Consider the following 16,648-nt stretch of genomic DNA (forward strand, 5'->3'; position numbering starts at 1 on the left):
CGGGCGCCCCACCCCTAGCGTTCGCCGAGGAGCGTGAGCACGGCGAGCACGCGGCGGTGGTGCTCGGGCGACTCCTCGAGGTCGAGCTTCTGCAGGATGCTGCGAACGTGGGTCTCCACGGTCTTCAGCCCGAGGAACAGGGTCTGGGCGATGCCGCCGTTGGAGTAGCCCTGCGCCATGAGTTCGAGGACCGACCGCTCGCGCTCGGTGAGCCGGGCGAGGGGGTCGTCGGCGCGCGTGCGCTTGACGAGCTGCTCGACGACCTCGGGGTCGACGACCGACCCGCCCGAGGCGACGGTCTCGACGGCGCGGACGAGCGTCTGCGGCTCGGACACGCGCTCCTTCAGCAGGTACCCCGTGCCGCTGCCCGCACCCATGACGCGCAGGGCGTACTCGGGCGTGGCGTACATCGACAGCAGCAGCACGCCGAGGTCGTCGCCGCGTTCGCGGATGCGCTCGAGCGCGACGATGCCCTCGTCGCGATGCGTCGGGGGCATGCGGATGTCGAGGATCGCCGCGTCGAGGTCGTCGCCGTCGAGCACCGCGAGCAGTTCGTCGGCGGTGCCCACGGATGCCACGACCTCGATGCCGCCGCCCTCGAGCACCTTCGCGATGCCCTCGCGCAGCAGCAACGCGTCGTCTGCGATCGCCACGCGCAGGCTTGGCTCTTCTCCGGCCTGTGCCATGCAACCCCTCCACTCGAAGGCGTGCGTCAGCCGTCGACGTCCATGCGCCGCCCACCGCGAGGCTACCGCGTCCGGGCGGGGCCCGCGCGGTCCCCGTTCTGGGGACAACCGCGCACCGACGGCCAACGCGGCGTGCGGGTCGGGGCACCGTCGTGCCACGCTGGGATCGCCGCGTCCCTGCATGCCGCGCGGCATCGCAGGCGCCCCGGCGCCCGAGCACCCGAGGAGCGACGCCCATGGTCCCGAACGATGCGGAACCGACCCGACCCGGCGGCGTGACCGCGTCGGACCGCCCCGTCGAGCTCGTCGTCGTCGGGCCCGACGAACAGGTGGAGGCGGTCGCGCACGCCAGGCACGCCGTCCCGTCATTCAATCGCACGATGCGGATCGCGCTCGCGATGCGCGGCGGGGTGAGTCTCGCCGTGTGGATCGGCGGCGCCGTGGCGGAGCTCGATCTGATCCGTCGCATCCGCCTCTACGACACCGACCGGGGCACGCTCGCGCTCGTCCCCGAGCCGGCGGGCCGCCCGCTGACGCCGCCCGTGCTCGCGCGCCTTCAGGCGTATGCCGAGATGCTCGACGTCGCCGGATACGACCGGGTCGAATTCGACCTGCTCGCGGGTGCCAGCGCCGGCGGCTTGAACGCCGTCGTGTACGCCGTCGCGCAGCGCGCGGGCACGGGTCTCGACCGTCTGCTCGACACCTGGGCGAAGGTCGGCGGCTTCTGGGGTCTGCTCCATCCGCCGGGAAGCGGCGGCATCGTCGCGCTCATGCAGGGAGAGGGGTACTTCCGACCCAAGGTGCTCGAGGCGCTGACCACGATCTACGACACCGACGAGCGGCACCCCGACCTCGTCGCGCCGTACACGGGCGTCGACCTGTCCGCGACGGTGATCGACGCCGACGACGCGTACGAGGAGGACGCCAACGAGGGGCGGGGGCACTTCCGATTCATCGGCAGCGACGACCACCTCCTCGACAACCGCATCCCCCGAAAGGAGGACGGCATCGACGCGACCCGCCTCGGCGATGACCGGGCGAGCCTGCAGCGGCTGGCGCTCGCCGCCCGCTCCACGTCATCGCTCGCCGGCGGGTTCGAGCCGGCGCACGTCGACTCCTGGGGCGGCACCGCGGGCGAGCCGGATGACGCAGCCGAACGCGGCATGCGCTTCGCGTTCGCCGCGCATCGTGAGCAGTCCGGCACTCCGTACCGCATCGTCGACGGTGCCGTTTTCGACAACGTGCCCATCGAGCGCGCGCTGCGGTCGGCGCGCTCGCGCATCTCGGAGCGGCGCGCCGACCGGGTCATGCTCTTCCTCGACCCCGAACCCGACCCGCCCGTGGGCCGCGAGACGGAATGGGACGCGAACGCGTCGCGCTTCTTCCGAGCCCTCCGGGCCATGGTCTCCAAGCAGATGCGAAGCGAGTCGGTCGCCCGCGAGGTGGCCGAGCTCGAGCGGTTCAACGCCGAACGACTCGTCGCTGCCGCCCGCCTGGACGGCACCGCACCGCTCGTGGCGAGCGCGGCATGGACCCCCGACGCCGTGCAAGCCCGCCGCGCCGCATACGTTCGCGCGATGGCCGCGGATCTCGCCGACCACCTCGCCGAGACCATCGCCGCCCCCAGCCTGTGGCAGCTGGGCTCCTCGTTGCCGAGCCGACGTCGGTACCGGCCCATCCCCCGCAGCCGCCTGGCCGCGCTCGGCCCCGCAACGCGACGGCGGTTCTCCGCCCTGGGCGTCGCCGACACCGCGAAGCTCGCCAGGTCGCCGCTCGCGCTCGCCGACGCCGCGAACTGCGTGCTCGGATGGGCGCGCGCGCTCGAGTCGATGCCCGCGCACCCGGGCGCACGCCAGGCGATCGATCTCGAGTCCGTCCGTCGTGCGGCGTACAACGCCCTCGAACACGCCATCCGATGGCGCGACGAGCTCACGGCGCGCGTGCTCGGCCTCGCGGAACCGATCGCCGCGGAACGCCGTGCGCCGACCGCCGACGAGGTCGACGAGTGGATCGACGCGTGGCTCGTGGCATCCGCTCGGATCAGGACGACCGAGCAGTGGGAGGCCCTCGACCGCGCGGTGGCGCTGCTCGGGCTCACGAGCGCCCGCGTCGAGGCCGAGGCCGAGCGCGGCGAGCGCAGGCTCTCGCCCACCTGGTCGGGCTCCGCGTGGCGACCGCTCGCCACGACCAAGACGCTGTCGGCCGACCACCTGCCGCCGCTCTACCACGCGGCGGGTATCCCCGCAGCCCTGTCGCACGTGCGGTACTGGGCGATCGGCGTCGACGAGGCGCCGGCGGCTCCGGCGGACTTCACGGCCCTCGAGGCCGATCGCCGGTACGCGCTCCTCGGGCGCGCGCTGCGCGATCCGGCGCGCAGCATCGCGGGCATCGCGTCGGACGTGCGCTCCGCCACTGAGCAGCCGCTCATCGACCGGCAGACCAAGCTCGCGGGGTACGGCTTCGGGAACTTCTACGGCTTCCTCGCGCGCGACTGGCGCGTGAACGACTGGTGGTGGGGGCGCCTGGACGCCGCGGCCGGCCTCGCTCGGTTCTTCGACTCGCTCGCACCGGGACGCGTCGGCACGGATGCCGCGGTGCGGCTGCTGCAGGACGCGGTGCTCGAGGAAGCGGCCGAGCCGGCCTACGTGGCGTCCCGGCTGTCACCGTTCGAGCCGGTGTCGTCGCTCCGGTCGCTGTGCGACGAGGACGAGGATGAGACGGCGGCCGAGGACGCCGCCGCGAGCGAGGCGACCCCGGAGCTCCCGGCCCTCCCCACCGACCCGAGGGCGCTCCGCGGCCGCCTGCGCGCCGGCACCGACACCGTGATGAACCTCGCGCCCGCCTACCGCTTCGCGATCGCCTCGCGCACCGTGCGCCTGCTCGACCGGGTGCTCGTGCAGCCGGTCGGTCGCGCGTGGCAGATCTTCGCGTGGTCGGTGCTCGCCGTCCTCCGGCCTCTGCTCGTCGCGCTGCCCGCTGTCGCCGACCCGCCCCGGCTGGCGCTCGTGGCCGGATTCGTCGCTGCCGTCGCCTGGCCGCTCACTTGGGATTCGATCGACGCCGTCCGGCCCGGGTGGGCGCTCGTGGTCGCACTCGTCGCCTCCGTCGCGGTCGCGTCGACGTGGGGCGGCGTCGTCGCCGTTCAGCGACGATGGAAGGGCGTCGCCGAGGCCATCGGTGGGGCGCTCGGAGACGAGGTCGAGACGGCGCGCGTCACCGCGCGGCGGCGCGCGTACGTGATGGCGGGCGTGGCGACGGCGAGCGTCGTTCCGCTCGTGATCGCGCTCCTGCAGAGCAACCTCCTCCTGATCGGGCTCTGCATCGGCGTCACGGCGGTGCTCGGTGCGGTGGCCCGCAGGCTCGCGTCCGCGGCTCGACGCGCACCGATCCCCGGACGTGATGCGCGCACCATCGCGATGGTCGCCGTCTTCGGGGTCTTCGGCGGGCTGCTGCCCCTCGTGCAGTTCTGGCTCGACCTCGTCGACGCGCTCCCGCAGTGGCTCGCGCCGGAGGGCTCGTGGAACCTCCCGGTCCTCGCCGTCGGCGCCGCGGCCGTCACGATCGCGCTCACGTGGGGCTGGTTGCGCATCGGCCGGAAGGGGGCCGAGATCGCCGCGACCCGACTGGTGAACTGGGTCACGGTGACCGTGGCATCCGTCGGGTTCGCCGCACTGGCCTACTGGTTCGCCGACGCGTACGCGACGGCCGGGGCGGCGGAGCTGCTCGCCGATGCGGTCGCCGCCGCGGTCTTCATCGTGGCGTGGGCGAACGTGCTGTGGTGGATGCCGGAACTCGTCGGGGCGTCCTCCGGCGTGTGCGACGACGTCGAGCGCGCCCCGCTCGCCTGACGGCCGGTCGGATCTCAGGGGCGCCACCGACGGATCCGAGGGGGCCCTCCGGATCCGGCGGGGCCCGGTCCCTGCGACGCTCGCAGCATGTCGCATCCGGGTCGAGCAGGTCGCACGCGTCGCCGACGCGTCGCGCAGTGGGTCGCGCGATACCTGCCCCTCGAGGTGCTCGGCACGATCGCCGCGGTCGCCGGGTCCTGGGCGGCGTACGAGGCGAGCGGCTCGATCGTGGTCGCCGCGGTCGCCGGCACGGTCGCCGAAGGCGTGGGCTACTACGCGCTCGTCGTCGCGCGCGGCATCCGCGGGCACCTCGCCTCGCTGCGCGTCGCGCGCGTCCGCCGCCGATCGGGGCGCGCGGCGCTCGCGGTGGCACTGACCCTGCGCGGGATGCTCGCCGAGTTCGGCCCTGCCGAGGTGCTCGACACCTTCGTCGCGCGGCCCGCCCTGCTCATCGCCGCGGCCGCCTGGCTCGGGCCGAACCCCACGGCGTGGCTCGTCGGCAAGCTCGCCGCCGACGTGGTGTTCTACGTCGTCGCGATCGTCTCGTTCGAGCTCGGCCGCCGGGTCATCCTGCCCGACGGGCGAACGGATGCCACGGCCGGCCGCCGCACGCGGACCACCCCGTCCGCCGTGCCCGACCTCGAGGGGGCGTTGCGATGAGCATCCTCACCCGCACGGGCCCGCATCCTCGAGTGACGGGCGTCGCCGCCGAGCGGCAGCGCCGGCCGGAACGCCGTCGCCGGGTGCCGGACGTCGCGACGTCGGCCCAGCAGCCGCCGCACCGCGAGGTCGTGCGTCGCGAGCTCGCGGCGTACGCCCACCGCATCCGGCTCGGCGACCTCGTCCGCGCGCACGGGTCCCCGCTCCTCCTGCTCGACGCCGATCGGGTCGTGGCGCAGCTGCGGGAGCTCCGCCGCGAGCTGCCCGGCGTCGGCATCCACTTCGCCACCAAGTCCCTCCCGCACCCCGCAGTGATCGACGCCGTGCACTCGTCCGGCGCGTCGTTCGAGGTCGCCTCGCGCGGCGAGGTCGACCTGCTCGAGCGGCACGCCGTGCCCGTGGGCGGATGCCTCCACACCCACCCCGTGAAGACCGTGGCCGACATCACGAGCGCGTACCTGCGCGGCATCCGCACGTTCGTCGTCGACAGCCCGTCGGAGATCGGCAAGTTCGCCGGACTGCCCTGCGGCGACGTGGGCGTGCTCGTGCGGCTGTCGTTCCCGAACCCCGGTGCGAAGTCCGACCTGTCGTCGAAGTTCGGCGTGGCGCCGGAGGATGCGCCGGCGCTCGTCGAGCGGTGCCTCGCGGCACGGCTGCCCGTGCGCGGCTTCACGTTCCACGTCGGGAGCCAGACCACGTCGGCAGAGCCGTGGCGGCGGGCGATCGCGACGACGCTGCAGCTCATGCGCGCGCTCGAGGCGCGGCACGGCATCCGCTTCGAGCTGCTCGACCTCGGCGGCGGCTTCCCGGTCGCGTACGACGAACCCGTGCCGCCGCTCGGGGAGCTCGCCCGCGGCATCCGCTCGTCGCTCGCGGCCGTACCCTCGCACGTGCGCGTCGTCGTCGAGCCGGGCCGCTTCGTCGCCGCGCCCGCGATGACCCTCGTCACGCGCGTGATCGGCACGAGCGACCGTGCCGACGGCCGCTGGCACTACCTCGACGAGGGGCTGTACGGCGCGTACTCGAACATCCCCGCGGAGGACGTGCACGCGCTCGTCTTCGCCGCGACCGAGCTCGGAGTCGAGCCGGCCGGCGACGATGCCGCCGAACGCGCGATGCGACGCGTGATCACCAGGACGCGCGTGCCCGTCACGCTCGCGGGGCCGACCTGCGACAGCGTCGACGTCGTCGCCCGGCGCCTGCCGCTGCCGCCGCTCGCCGACGGCGACCTGCTCGTCTCGCCGATGATGGGCGCCTACACGTGGGCCACCGCGACCGGGTTCAACGGGATTCCGCCGACCCCCGTCGTGGTCCTCCCCCGCGCGTGACGGCGCTCCCTCCGTTTCCAGCCGCCGCCCCGACCCCGGTTCACAGGAGATGCAGCGCACGGCAAGTGGCGCGGCGACGGCGGCGCGGGGCGAGCCGGGCGGATGCCACGGGCGCGAGCCCGCGACATCCGCCCCGCCGCCTGCCTACACGAGCGAGTCGCGCCAGGCGGCGTGCAGCTTGGCGAAGCGTCCCGACCCCGAGATGAGCTCGGCGGGCGAACCGTCCTCGACGATGCGCCCCTGCTCCATGACGAGCACGCGGTCGGCGATCGCGACCGTCGACAGGCGGTGCGCGATGATGACCGCGGTGCGGTCGGCGAGCAGGGTCTGCAGGCCGTCCTGCACCGCGCGCTCCGACGGGATGTCGAGCGACGAGGTCGCCTCGTCGAGGATCAGCACCGCCGGGTCCGCGAGGAACGCGCGCGCGAACGAGATCAGCTGGCGCTGCCCGGCCGAGACGCGCCCGCCGCGCTTGTTCACGTCGGTGTCGTACCCGTTGGGCAGGCCCTCGATGAACTCGTGCGCCCCGACGGCGCGGGCCGCGGCGATGATCTCGTCGGGCGTCGCGTCCGGCTTGCCGAGCCGGATGTTGTCGGCGACCGACCCGGAGAACAGGTACGCCTCCTGCGTGACCATGACGATCGCGCGACGCAGGTCCTTCGGGTGCAGGCGGCGCAGGTCGACGCCGTCGAGCTCCACGACGCCGTCGCTCGGATCGTAGAACCGGGCGATGAGCTTCGCGAGCGTGGACTTGCCGGCACCCGTCGAGCCGACGAGCGCGATCGTCTGCCCCGCGGGGATCTCGAGGTCGAACCTCGGCAGCACCATCCGTTCGGGCGTGTAGGCGAACTCGACGCCCTCGAACCGCACCCGGCCGTCGGCCTTCCACAGGTCGACCGGATCGCGCGGGTCGGGCACGCTCGGCGACTCCTCGAGCACGCCCGAGATCTTCTCGAGCGCGGATGACGCGGACTGGTAGCCGTTGTAGAACATCGCCATGTCTTCCAGCGGGTCGAAGAACCGGCGCGTGTACAGCAGCGCCGCGAGCAGCACGCCGATCTCGAGCTGGCCGTCGATGACCCGCAGCCCGCCGACGAGCAGCACGATGGCGACCGCGACGTTGCCGATCAGGATCAGGCCGGGGTCGTAGATGCCGAACAGCTGGATGACGCGGGCGTTGACCTGGCGGTAGTCCTCGACGAGGCGCCCGAACTCCTGCTGGTTGCGGCGCTCGGTGCGGAACGCCTGCACCGCGCGGATGCCGGTCATGGTCTCGACGAACTGCACGATGAGGTTGGCCGATGCCGTCCGCGAGCGACGGAACAGCCGCTGGGATCGCCGCTGGAACCAGCGCGTGAGCAGCGCGAGCGGCAGGAGCGAACCTGCGAGCACGAGGCCCGACACGGGATCGAGCAGCACGAGCGCGACCCCCGTGAACCCCATGTAGAGCGCGCCGCGCACGAGCGCGTTCACGCCCTCGTCCAGGAGCTCGCGGATCGCATCGAGGTCGCTGGTCTGCCGCGAGATGATCCTGCCCGATGTGTAGGACTCGTGGAACTCCAGCGACAGCTTCTGGGTGTGCAGGAAGATCCGCGTGCGCAGGTCGATCAGCACCGCCTGGCTGATGCGCGCGGCGAGGCGGATGTACCAGGCGATGAGGAACGCGCCGACCACGCCGGTGAACAGGTACGCGAACCCCGCGAACGCCGCAGGCATCCACTCACCCTCGACCAGCGCGGGCAGGCCCGTGTCGATGCCGTACGCGATGAGCGCGGGCCCGGCGACCTGCGCGAGCGTCGAGACGAGCACGACGGCCATCGTGAGCCACAGCGTTCCGCGCACGGGGCGCAGCAGCGACCCGAGCAGGCGCACCGAGCGCTGCCGGATGTGCTTCGATTCGGCCCTGGTGAAGTCGTGGCGCTCCTCGCCGGCGACACCGGTGACGGTCATCGGGCCACCTCCTCTCGTTCGTCGAGTCCGGTCTCCGCGGCGTCGATGCGGTCGGCCGACTCGGCCTGCCGCCCCCGCTCCTCGTCCACGAGGCTCGAGATGACGAAGCGGTAGTGCTCGCTCGTGGCGAGCAGTTCGGAGTGCGTGCCGACCGCCGTGACGCGCCCGTCCTCCAGGAGCGCGACGCGATCGGCGAGCATGACGGTCGACGGCCGGTGCGCCACGATGAGTGCCGTGGTGTCGGCGAGCACGCGGCGCAGCTCCGCCTCGACCTTCGCCTCGGTCGCGACGTCGAGCGCCGACAGCGGGTCGTCGAGCACGAGCACCGCCGGGTTCGCGGCGACCGCGCGGGCGAGCGCGAGGCGCTGCCGCTGCCCGCCGGAGAGGCTCATGCCCTCCTCGCCGACCTTCGTGTCGAGGCCGTCGGGCAGCCCGTGGGCGAACGCGGCCTGCGCGATCTGCAGGGCCTCGGCGAGCACGCGCTCCGCCTCGGCCGCGACATCCGGGTCGGATGCCGCGTCGCCGGTCAGCTCCGGGCGGCCGAGCAGCACGTTGTCGCGCACCGACGCCGAGAACAGCGTCGCGTCCTCGAAGGCCATCGCGATGTGGCGGCGCAGCTCCTCGCGCGTGAGTGCGCGGACGTCGACGCCGTCGAGCTCGACGGCGCCGCCCGTCACGTCGTACAGGCGCGTCGCGAGCGCGGTCATCGTGGTCTTGCCGGAGCCGGTGAGCCCGACGAGCGCCATGGTCTCGCCCGGGCGCACGACGAGGTCGACGCCGTCGAGCAGGTCGCCGAAGCGCTCGGGCGAGTCCTGGTATCGGAAGCGGACGTCGCGGAACGCGAGCTCGCCACGGGGACGCTCGATCGACACCGGTCGCTCGGGGTCGACGATGTCGTTGCGGCTGTCGAGGATGTCGAAGTATCGGTCGGTCGCGGCGCGCGCGTCGAGCGTCCAGGCGAGCAGGAAGCCGATCGACTCGATGGGCCAGGCCAGCACGCCCGCCGTGGCGAAGAACGCGACCAGCTCGCCGACCGTGATCTGGCCCTGCGCGGCGAGCCACACGCCGAGCGCCAGGCACACGGCGAGCGCGATCGCGGGGATCACGATGAGCCAGAACCAGATCGCCGCCTCGAGCCGGCCCTTCTCGAGCTCGGTCGAGCGCAGCGTCTCGGCCTGCGCGCGGAACGTGGTGAGCGCGTGCTTGCCGCGTCCGAACGCCTTCAGCACCCGGATGCCGTGCACCGACTCCTCCACGGCGGTCGCGAGGTCGCCCTGCTGGTCCTGGCTGCGGCGCGACACCTCCGAGTAGCGGCCCTCGAACCGGTACCCGACCACCCACAGCGGCAGCGACGCGACCAGGAACGCGAGTCCCAGCATCCAGTTCATCGACACGAGGATGCCGATCCCGATGACGATCACGATGAGGTTCACCGTGAGCAGCACGAGGCCGAACGACATCCACCGGCGGATCAGGTTGAGGTCGCTCATCGCGCGCGAGAGCAGCTGCCCGCTCGGCCACCGGTCGTGGAAGCTCACGGGCAGGTCCTGCAGCCTCGCGTACAGCGCGTTGCGCATCGACGCCTCGACGCGCGTGCCCGGCTTCAGCACGAACCAGCGGCGCAGCGCGACGAGCAGCGCCTCGACCACGCCGAGTCCGAGGACGAGCAGCGCCAGGGGTACGACGGATGCCGCGTCGCCGTCGGTCAGCGGGCCGTCGACGATCGCCTGCAGCACCTGCGGGATCGACAGCGCCACCAGCTGCGCGGTGAGCGAGGCGGCCATGCCCGCGAGGATCCACGGGATCGCGGGGCGCGCGTAGGCGCGCAGGCGCAGCAGGGCGCGCACCGTGCCGGTGCGCTGCGCGTGGGGAGGGTGGAGCTGGGAGTGCGTGGCGGTCACGCGGATTCCTTCCGGATGCGCGACGGGTCGCCCGAGCGGAGACCTCGTCGATGGAGAGACGCGAATGCGCGCGCGTCGGGGCGCGCGGGCGGCGGGGCGTTCAGGTCCCCGCGGGGAGGCGCCGGCGTCGTGCCGGCGGACGGACCCGGTCGGAGCTAGCCGGCGTGGACCGTGGCGGAGGTCGGGACGGCAGTACCGAACGCCGCGACTGTGCGGGCGAGAGTGTCGGTGGTCTGCATGTCGTCCTCCTGCGTCGTGATCACGATCCCACGGCCGTGCGGATGGTTCCCCGCGCGGCCAGCCCTTCAGATTATGGGTCGGGGGCTGTGGCGCGCAAGAGCCGATTCTGAAGTACGCTTTCTCGACCCGAACACGCGCCGGCACCCGGCGTTCCCTGCGTTCCGCGCGTGCGATCCGTCCGACGAGGAGGTCGCGTGGCGATGGCGCGCGTGATGCTCGCGCGAGCGCGAGCCCGCTTCGGCGTGCTCGCGGGCGTCGCCACCGTGGCGTTCCTGCTGACCGCGTTCCTCGCCGTCGTGCTCGGGATCCTGGTCTCCGCGCCCACCTCGGCCGCACGCGCGGCCGTCGTCGCGGCCGAGGGTTCCGACGGGGCGGCGCGCTGGCACACCCGGCTCGCCGGCGACGCGACGGCGCAGGCGGATGCCGCGGCGCGAGTGCTCGACCGTTTCGTCGCGCCGCACTCCGCCTCGTGGGGCCGCTCGGTGCAGACCGCCCCGATCGCCGCGCTCGGCGGCGATCCGCTCCGGGTCGTGCTCCTCGCCGACCCCGCCGCGCCGGCGCGCGCCGACCTCGTCGAGGGCGCCTGGCCCGACGACGCGGAGGCGGCCGACGCCGCGGCATCCGTCGACGCCCTGCCGGCCGCCGTGCACGCCGGTGCCGCAGCCGCGACGGGACTCGAGAGCGGTTCCGTGGTCGAGCTGGAGGGCGCGCGCCTGCTCGTCGTCGGCCTCTGGGCGCCGGTCGACCCGGCCGACCCCGCGTGGGCGGGCGACCCGCTCGTGTCCTCGGGGGCGGCCGACGATGCGTTCGGCCCGGTGCTCGTCGACGAGGCCGCGCTCGCCGACGTCGAGGGCGCGACCACGGTCCGCTGGACGGTGGTCGCCGACGCGACGACCGCCGACGCGGCGTCGCTCGCGGCGCTGCGCGCCGCGTTCCCATCGGTCACCCCAGCGCTCGCGAACGAGCCCGACCTCGGCGGCGACGGGATCATCGAGAGCGGCCGGCTGGACCAGAGCCTCGACCGGCTGCTCGCCGGGCTCGATGCGGTGCGCGCGCTCGCGCCCCTGCCGCTCCTGCTGCTCGGTGTCGCTGGGCTGGTCGCGCTCGTGCGCCTCGCCGCACTGCTCGCGGCCGAACGGCGACGGGAGACGACGCTCCTGCTCGCGCGCGGCGCCTCCCCCTCGACCGTCGCGCGCGACGCCGCGGTCGAGGCGTTCGCCATCGCGGCGCCGGCCGTCGTCGTCGGCACCCTGGCCGGCACCCTCGCGCTCTCCGTCGCGGCGCCGCTCGCGTCGACGCTGCCCGCGCTGCCGTGGCTCGTCGGCGGCGGCGTGCTCCTCGTCGTCGCCGGCGTGCTGACCGGCACGGCATGGGCGGAGGCGCGCAGGCCGGTCGTCCGCGGATCCGGCGACGAGACCGGCCGCACCCGGCGCGCGTTCACCGCGGGCGGCGTCGTCGTGCTCCTCGCCCTCGCGGCCATCGCGCTGTGGCAGTTCCGCCTGTACGGTTCGCCGCTCGTGCCGTCGGCGGGCGGGTCGACCCGGGTCGACCCGCTCGCCGCACTCGCTCCGGTGCTCGTCCTGCTCGCGCTGGCCGTGTCCGCGGTCGCCGTGGCGGGCGGCGCCGGCAGGCTCCTCGAGCGCTGGGGCGCGACCCGGCCCGGACTCGTGCCGGCACTCCCGGCGCGGCAGCTCGCCCGCCGCACTCCCCTGTACGCGTCGGCGGTGCTCGTGCTCGCCTTCGCAGCAGGCGGGCTCGCGCTCACCGCCTCGGTCGACGGCTCCTGGCGGGCCTTCGACCGGGCCGCGGCCGCGGCCGAGCTCGGAGGCGAGGTTCGAGTGGCCCTCCCGGGGCGGTCCGTGGTCGCCGATGACGACCCGTCGGCGGGCTTCGACGCCGACAGCGCCGGGTCGGGCGGCACCGCCGCGATCCCGGTGTTCCGCGGCGAGGTCCGCGTCGGATCCGACCCGGCCGGCCTGGTGGCGCTTCCGACCGAGCGACTGGCGGATGCCGCGCCCGCCGCCGGGACTCCGTTGCCGCCCGCCGTGGCGACCGCGCTCTCGGCGGGCGAGCGCGGTCCGGCGGTCGCGCCCGGGTCCCAGGTGCTGCTGGGCGTGCAGGTCAGTGACGCGGCATCCGCCGACCCCGTCGCGGCACCGGTGATCGAAGCGGACGCCGGGACGGGCGCCGGGCGCGCGGCCCTGGCGGTCTGGCTGCTCGACGCCGACGGCGTCGCCCACCGGATCCCCGCGGGCGAGGCGGCGCCGGGTCGCGGACCCGCCCCCGTGGCGACCGCGCCAGACCTCGACGGCCTCACCCTCCTGGGCGTCGAGGCCCGGCTCACCGGCGGCGGCGGCGACCTCGTGGTGACGGTCGCCGACGTCATCGCCGAGCCGGGAGGGTCGACCGGTCTCTCGGGCGAGATGACCGTTTCGTCGACGTCGCCCGCCGACCGGATCGCCGCCGCCGCGGCCGACGCGGTCGTTCCCGTCGTGATCGATCGCCGTCTCGCCGCGCTGACCGACGCGAGTCCCGGCGACCCGATCGAGTTCCGCGTCCAGACCGGCGGCGCGACCGTCCGCGCCGAGGTCGCCGACGTGGTCGCCGTCGTCGCGGGGGCCGAACCGGCCATCCTCGCCGACCTCGCCGCGATCGGCGCCTCGGCATTCGCGAGCGGCGCGGGCGTCCCGCAGCACACCGAGGTCTGGATCGCGTCCGACGACCCGGCCGCGACGGCCTCGACGCTGCTCGACGACCGGAGCGCCGGGTTCGACGTCGACATCCGGGCCGACGCCTCGAGCACCGCCGCGGTCGCCCCCGCGCTCACCGCACTGTGGATCGGCGCCGCGGGCGCGGCCGGCTTCGCGCTCGTCGCGCTCGCGGGACTCGTCGCCGCGCTCGCGGCGGCCCGCGCCGGGGAGGTCGCCGTCCTTCGCGCGCTCGGCACCACCGCGCGCGGCCAGGCCGCCGCCCGACGAACCGAGCTGTTGGGGGTGGCGCTCACGGCCACTGCGATCGGCGTCGCGATCGGCCTCGTCGTGGCGCTGCTCACGGCGCCCGAACTCGGTCGCGCGGCCGTGCCCGGCGCAGCGACCGGACTCGCGACCTCGTTCGCGCCCTCCTGGCTGCCGTTCGCGCTGGGGGTCGCGGTGCTCGCCGCGGGCGGCGTCGCGGTGGCGGTCGCGGCCGCCCGCGCCGTCCGCGTCCGCGCCCTCACCGCGCTCCCGGGAGGCGAGGACCGATGACCGCGCATCGTTCGCGGACGTCCGCGGCCGGACTCCTGCTCCGCCAGTGGGTGTCCGGTCCGCTGCCCTCGATCGCCGTGGCCCTGCTGGTCTGCGCCGCCGCGGCGTTCGCGGTCGCGGTGCCCCGCGCGGTCGCCGGCGTCCACACCGACGCGCTCTCGGAACGACTCGCCGCGCGCCCCGCCGTCGAGATCGACCTCGCCACGACGACGCCGCTCGGGCCCGACATCGGCGCCTCCGAGCTCGGCACGACGATGCCCGACGACGTCGACGCCGTGTGGGGCGGGCAGGAGGATCGGCTCCGCGGGATCCGCGACGGACTCCCCCAGCCGTTGCGCGCCGCGACCGAGGATCCGCTGGTGGTCGCCGTGTCGGGGCCCGTCCGCGCGAACGTCCCCGGCGCGAGCATCGCGAGTCCCGTCTACCGCATCCAGCCCGGGTTCGACCCCCGGCTCGGCGAGCACGTGCGGCTCGTCGAGGGAGCGTGGCCGGCGCCGCTGCCCGGTCCGCTCGCCGAGGCGCGCGCGGCGCCGATGGAGATCGTCCTCGGCGCGGAGGTCGCAGCGGACATGGACTGGGCGATCGGCGACGTGCGGCGGATCGACTACAGCGGCATTCCGGTCGGCGTCCGCCTCGCGGGCACCGTGCAGGCCATCGACCCCGGCGACGGGTACTGGACGCACGTGCCGACGGGCCTGCGGGCGTCGGTCGTCGACAACGGCCTGGCTCCGCCCGAGTACACCGCGGTCGGATGGCTCGACCCGGCGTCCTGGCCCGACTTCGCGCCGCTCGCGCTCGCGCTGCGCATGGACGCCTGGATCCCCGTCGACGCCGACGCCGTCCGGGCGGTCGACGCGCCCCGGATCGCCGCTCAGCTCGGCGAGCTCGCGAGCACCGAGAAGGCGCTCGGATCGGGTCGCACCGTCGCCGTCGCACTGCCCGACGCTCCGCCTGGCACGTTCGTCCCCTACCTCGACGTCCGCACCGTGGGGACGGTGGGCTTCACCTCGGGGCTGCGCGACGAGCTCGTGGCCGCGACGACCGACGCGGCATCCGTCGACACCGTGCTCGCGACGGTCGCCTCGGGACCGCTCGGCGTGACCGTCGCGGTGCTCGTCCTGGCGGCACAGGTCGTGTTCGAGCGCCGGCGGACGGGCCTCGAGCTCGCCGCCGCACGAGGTGCGTCGCCCGGCCAGCTCCGCGGCATCCTCCTGCTCGAGGGACTCGCGATCGGCATCCCCTCCGCCGTGCTCGGCGTCGCGATCGGCGTCGCGCTCACGCCGGACGCCGACGCGATCGCCGGGTGGCCGCTCGCAGCCCTGCTCGCGGCGACGCCCGCAGCCGTGCTGGTCGCCCGGGCCCCGGGGCTGAGCCCGCTCCGCCGCGCGCGCGCCGACCTCGGGGCGTCCCGCGCCGGCCGCCTCCGTGTCGTCGCCGAGGCGCTCGTGATCATCGCCGCCGCGGTCTCCGTCGTGCTGCTGTGGCAACGCGGCACCGCCGGCGCCGCGAGCGTCGGCGTGGATCCGCTCCTCGCGGCCGCACCGCTCCTGCTCGCCCTCGCCGCGTGCGTGCTCGTCCTCCGCCTCTACCCGTTGCCCCTCGCCGCCCTCGTGCGACGGATGTCGCACCGCCGCGACCTCGTGCCGTTCCTCGGCTCGGCGCGTGCCCTGCGCGACCCGAGCGCCGGGCTCGTGCCCGTGCTCGCGGTCGTGGTCGGCATGTCGGTCGCGGTGACCTCGGCGGTCATGCTCTCGACGCTCGAGGCCGGGACCGACACGGCGAGCCAGCGGCGGGCCGGCTCGGACGTCGTCGTGGCGGGGGTCCCACTGACGCGCGCGCAGCTCGCCGAGATGAGCGACGCGCCCGGCGTGGAGGCGATCGCCCCCGTGTACTCCGCCCGACCGGCGGTGCTCGAGATCGACGGACGCAACCGGCCCCTCCTCCTCATCGTCGTCGACCGCGACGAGCTCGCCCTGGTGCAGGAGGGTCGCTTCGACGCGCTCGCCCTGCCCGAACGGCTCTCGGAGGAACGCGAGGCGGCGCCGATCCTCGTATCCGGGCCGGTCGCCGAGCTCATCGACGCGGGCGAGGACGTCGAGCTCGAAGGGCGTGCCATCGACGTCGTCGACACCGCCGGGGCGCAGGGTCCGTTCACGACGCGCACCGCGTGGGCGCTCATCGACCGAGTGAACTCGGCCCCGTTCGTCGACACGCTCGTGCCGCGCAGCGTCCTCGTCCGGCTCGCCCCGGGAGGCGACGCCGATGCCGTGGGCGCCCGCCTCGCCGAGATCGCCGGCGAGGGGGCCACGGCCACGAGCGCGGCGCGGCTCACGGCCGAGATCGGCTCGACGCCCGACGCCGGCGGCCTGCGCGCCGGACTCGTCGCCGCCATCGTGGTCGCGACGCTCCTCACCGCACTCGCGCTCGCGCTCGCCCTCCTCGTGGGGCAGGCCGCGCGCGCCCGCCTGCTGCCGCTCCTGGCGACGCTCGGCCTCGGCCGCCGCGGGGAGCGCGGGATCGTCGCGTGGGAGATCGCGCCGGTCACCGCGGTGGCGGTCGTCGCGGGCGTGCTGCTCGGCGCGACCGTGCCGCTCGTGGTGCTGCAGGGCGTCGACCTGCGATCGTTCACCGGTGGCGCCGAGGCGCCGGCGGTGACCTACGACTGGGTGCTCGTCGGCGCCGTGGTCGCGGCATCCGTCATCGTCTCGGCCGCAGCGGCGGCAGCGGCGGCGCACATCGGCGGCCGCGTGACCGCCGCGCGCGCCATGCGCAAGGAGGAGGAAGGCTGAC

General features: G+C 74.9%; 8 protein-coding genes. 5 read left to right on the top strand and 3 right to left on the bottom strand.

Annotated features, from left to right (window positions below; translation table 11 throughout):
• Positions 1-14 precede the first annotated feature (14 nt).
• On the bottom strand, positions 15-653 hold the full coding sequence (locus ACULK4_RS13375) for a response regulator (protein ID WP_445966076.1): 639 nt from the start codon (positions 651-653) through the stop codon (positions 15-17).
• A 269-nt stretch (positions 654-922) separates the two neighbouring features.
• On the opposite strand from ACULK4_RS13375, the gene ACULK4_RS13380 reads away from it, so the two are divergent.
• The 3 genes from ACULK4_RS13380 to ACULK4_RS13390 all read left to right on the top strand — a co-directional run bounded on the left by ACULK4_RS13380 (position 923) and on the right by ACULK4_RS13390 (position 6,522).
• Complete coding sequence (locus tag ACULK4_RS13380) at positions 923-4,534, top strand: DUF3376 domain-containing protein (RefSeq protein WP_445966077.1); 3,612 nt, start codon at positions 923-925, stop codon at positions 4,532-4,534.
• An 87-nt stretch (positions 4,535-4,621) separates the two neighbouring features.
• The gene (locus ACULK4_RS13385) at positions 4,622-5,194 is read left to right on the top strand and encodes a hypothetical protein (RefSeq protein ID WP_445966078.1); all 573 of its coding nucleotides are present in this window, start codon (positions 4,622-4,624) and stop codon (positions 5,192-5,194) included.
• The gene (locus ACULK4_RS13390; protein WP_445966079.1) at positions 5,191-6,522 is read left to right on the top strand and encodes a type III PLP-dependent enzyme; all 1,332 of its coding nucleotides are present in this window, start codon (positions 5,191-5,193) and stop codon (positions 6,520-6,522) included. Before ACULK4_RS13385 ends, ACULK4_RS13390 begins: the two co-directional genes overlap by 4 nt.
• Before the next feature lie 144 nt (positions 6,523-6,666).
• On the opposite strand, the gene ACULK4_RS13395 is transcribed toward ACULK4_RS13390, so the two are convergent.
• Both ACULK4_RS13395 and ACULK4_RS13400 read right to left on the bottom strand, forming a co-directional pair.
• A complete protein-coding gene (locus tag ACULK4_RS13395) occupies positions 6,667-8,472 on the bottom strand; it encodes an ABC transporter ATP-binding protein (RefSeq protein WP_445966080.1) in 1,806 nt (601 codons plus the stop codon).
• Entirely contained in the window at positions 8,469-10,373 is a 1,905-nt protein-coding gene (locus ACULK4_RS13400) for an ABC transporter ATP-binding protein (protein ID WP_445966081.1), read from the bottom strand. Before ACULK4_RS13400 ends, ACULK4_RS13395 begins: the two co-directional genes overlap by 4 nt.
• A gap of 440 nt (positions 10,374-10,813) precedes the next feature.
• On the opposite strand from ACULK4_RS13400, the gene ACULK4_RS13405 reads away from it, so the two are divergent.
• Positions 10,814-13,858 (top strand): FtsX-like permease family protein, encoded by a 3,045-nt coding sequence (locus ACULK4_RS13405; protein WP_445966304.1) that lies wholly within the window; start codon positions 10,814-10,816, stop codon positions 13,856-13,858.
• Entirely contained in the window at positions 13,855-16,647 is a 2,793-nt protein-coding gene (locus ACULK4_RS13410) for an FtsX-like permease family protein (protein WP_445966082.1), read from the top strand. The genes ACULK4_RS13405 and ACULK4_RS13410 overlap by 4 nt, the downstream gene beginning before the upstream one ends.
• The last annotated feature ends 1 nt before the right edge of the window (position 16,648 follow it).

Source organism: Agromyces selenitireducens, assembly GCF_052748465.2.

Coding starts and splice junctions, on each gene's coding strand:
- ACULK4_RS13380 (WP_445966077.1), top strand. CDS start 923: ATGGTCCCGAACGATGCGGAACCGACCCGACCCGGCGGCGTGACCGCG.
- ACULK4_RS13385 (WP_445966078.1), top strand. CDS start 4,622: ATGTCGCATCCGGGTCGAGCAGGTCGCACGCGTCGCCGACGCGTCGCG.
- ACULK4_RS13390 (WP_445966079.1), top strand. CDS start 5,191: ATGAGCATCCTCACCCGCACGGGCCCGCATCCTCGAGTGACGGGCGTC.
- ACULK4_RS13395 (WP_445966080.1), bottom strand. CDS start 8,472: ATGACCGTCACCGGTGTCGCCGGCGAGGAGCGCCACGACTTCACCAGG.
- ACULK4_RS13405 (WP_445966304.1), top strand. CDS start 10,814: ATGGCGCGCGTGATGCTCGCGCGAGCGCGAGCCCGCTTCGGCGTGCTC.
- ACULK4_RS13410 (WP_445966082.1), top strand. CDS start 13,855: ATGACCGCGCATCGTTCGCGGACGTCCGCGGCCGGACTCCTGCTCCGC.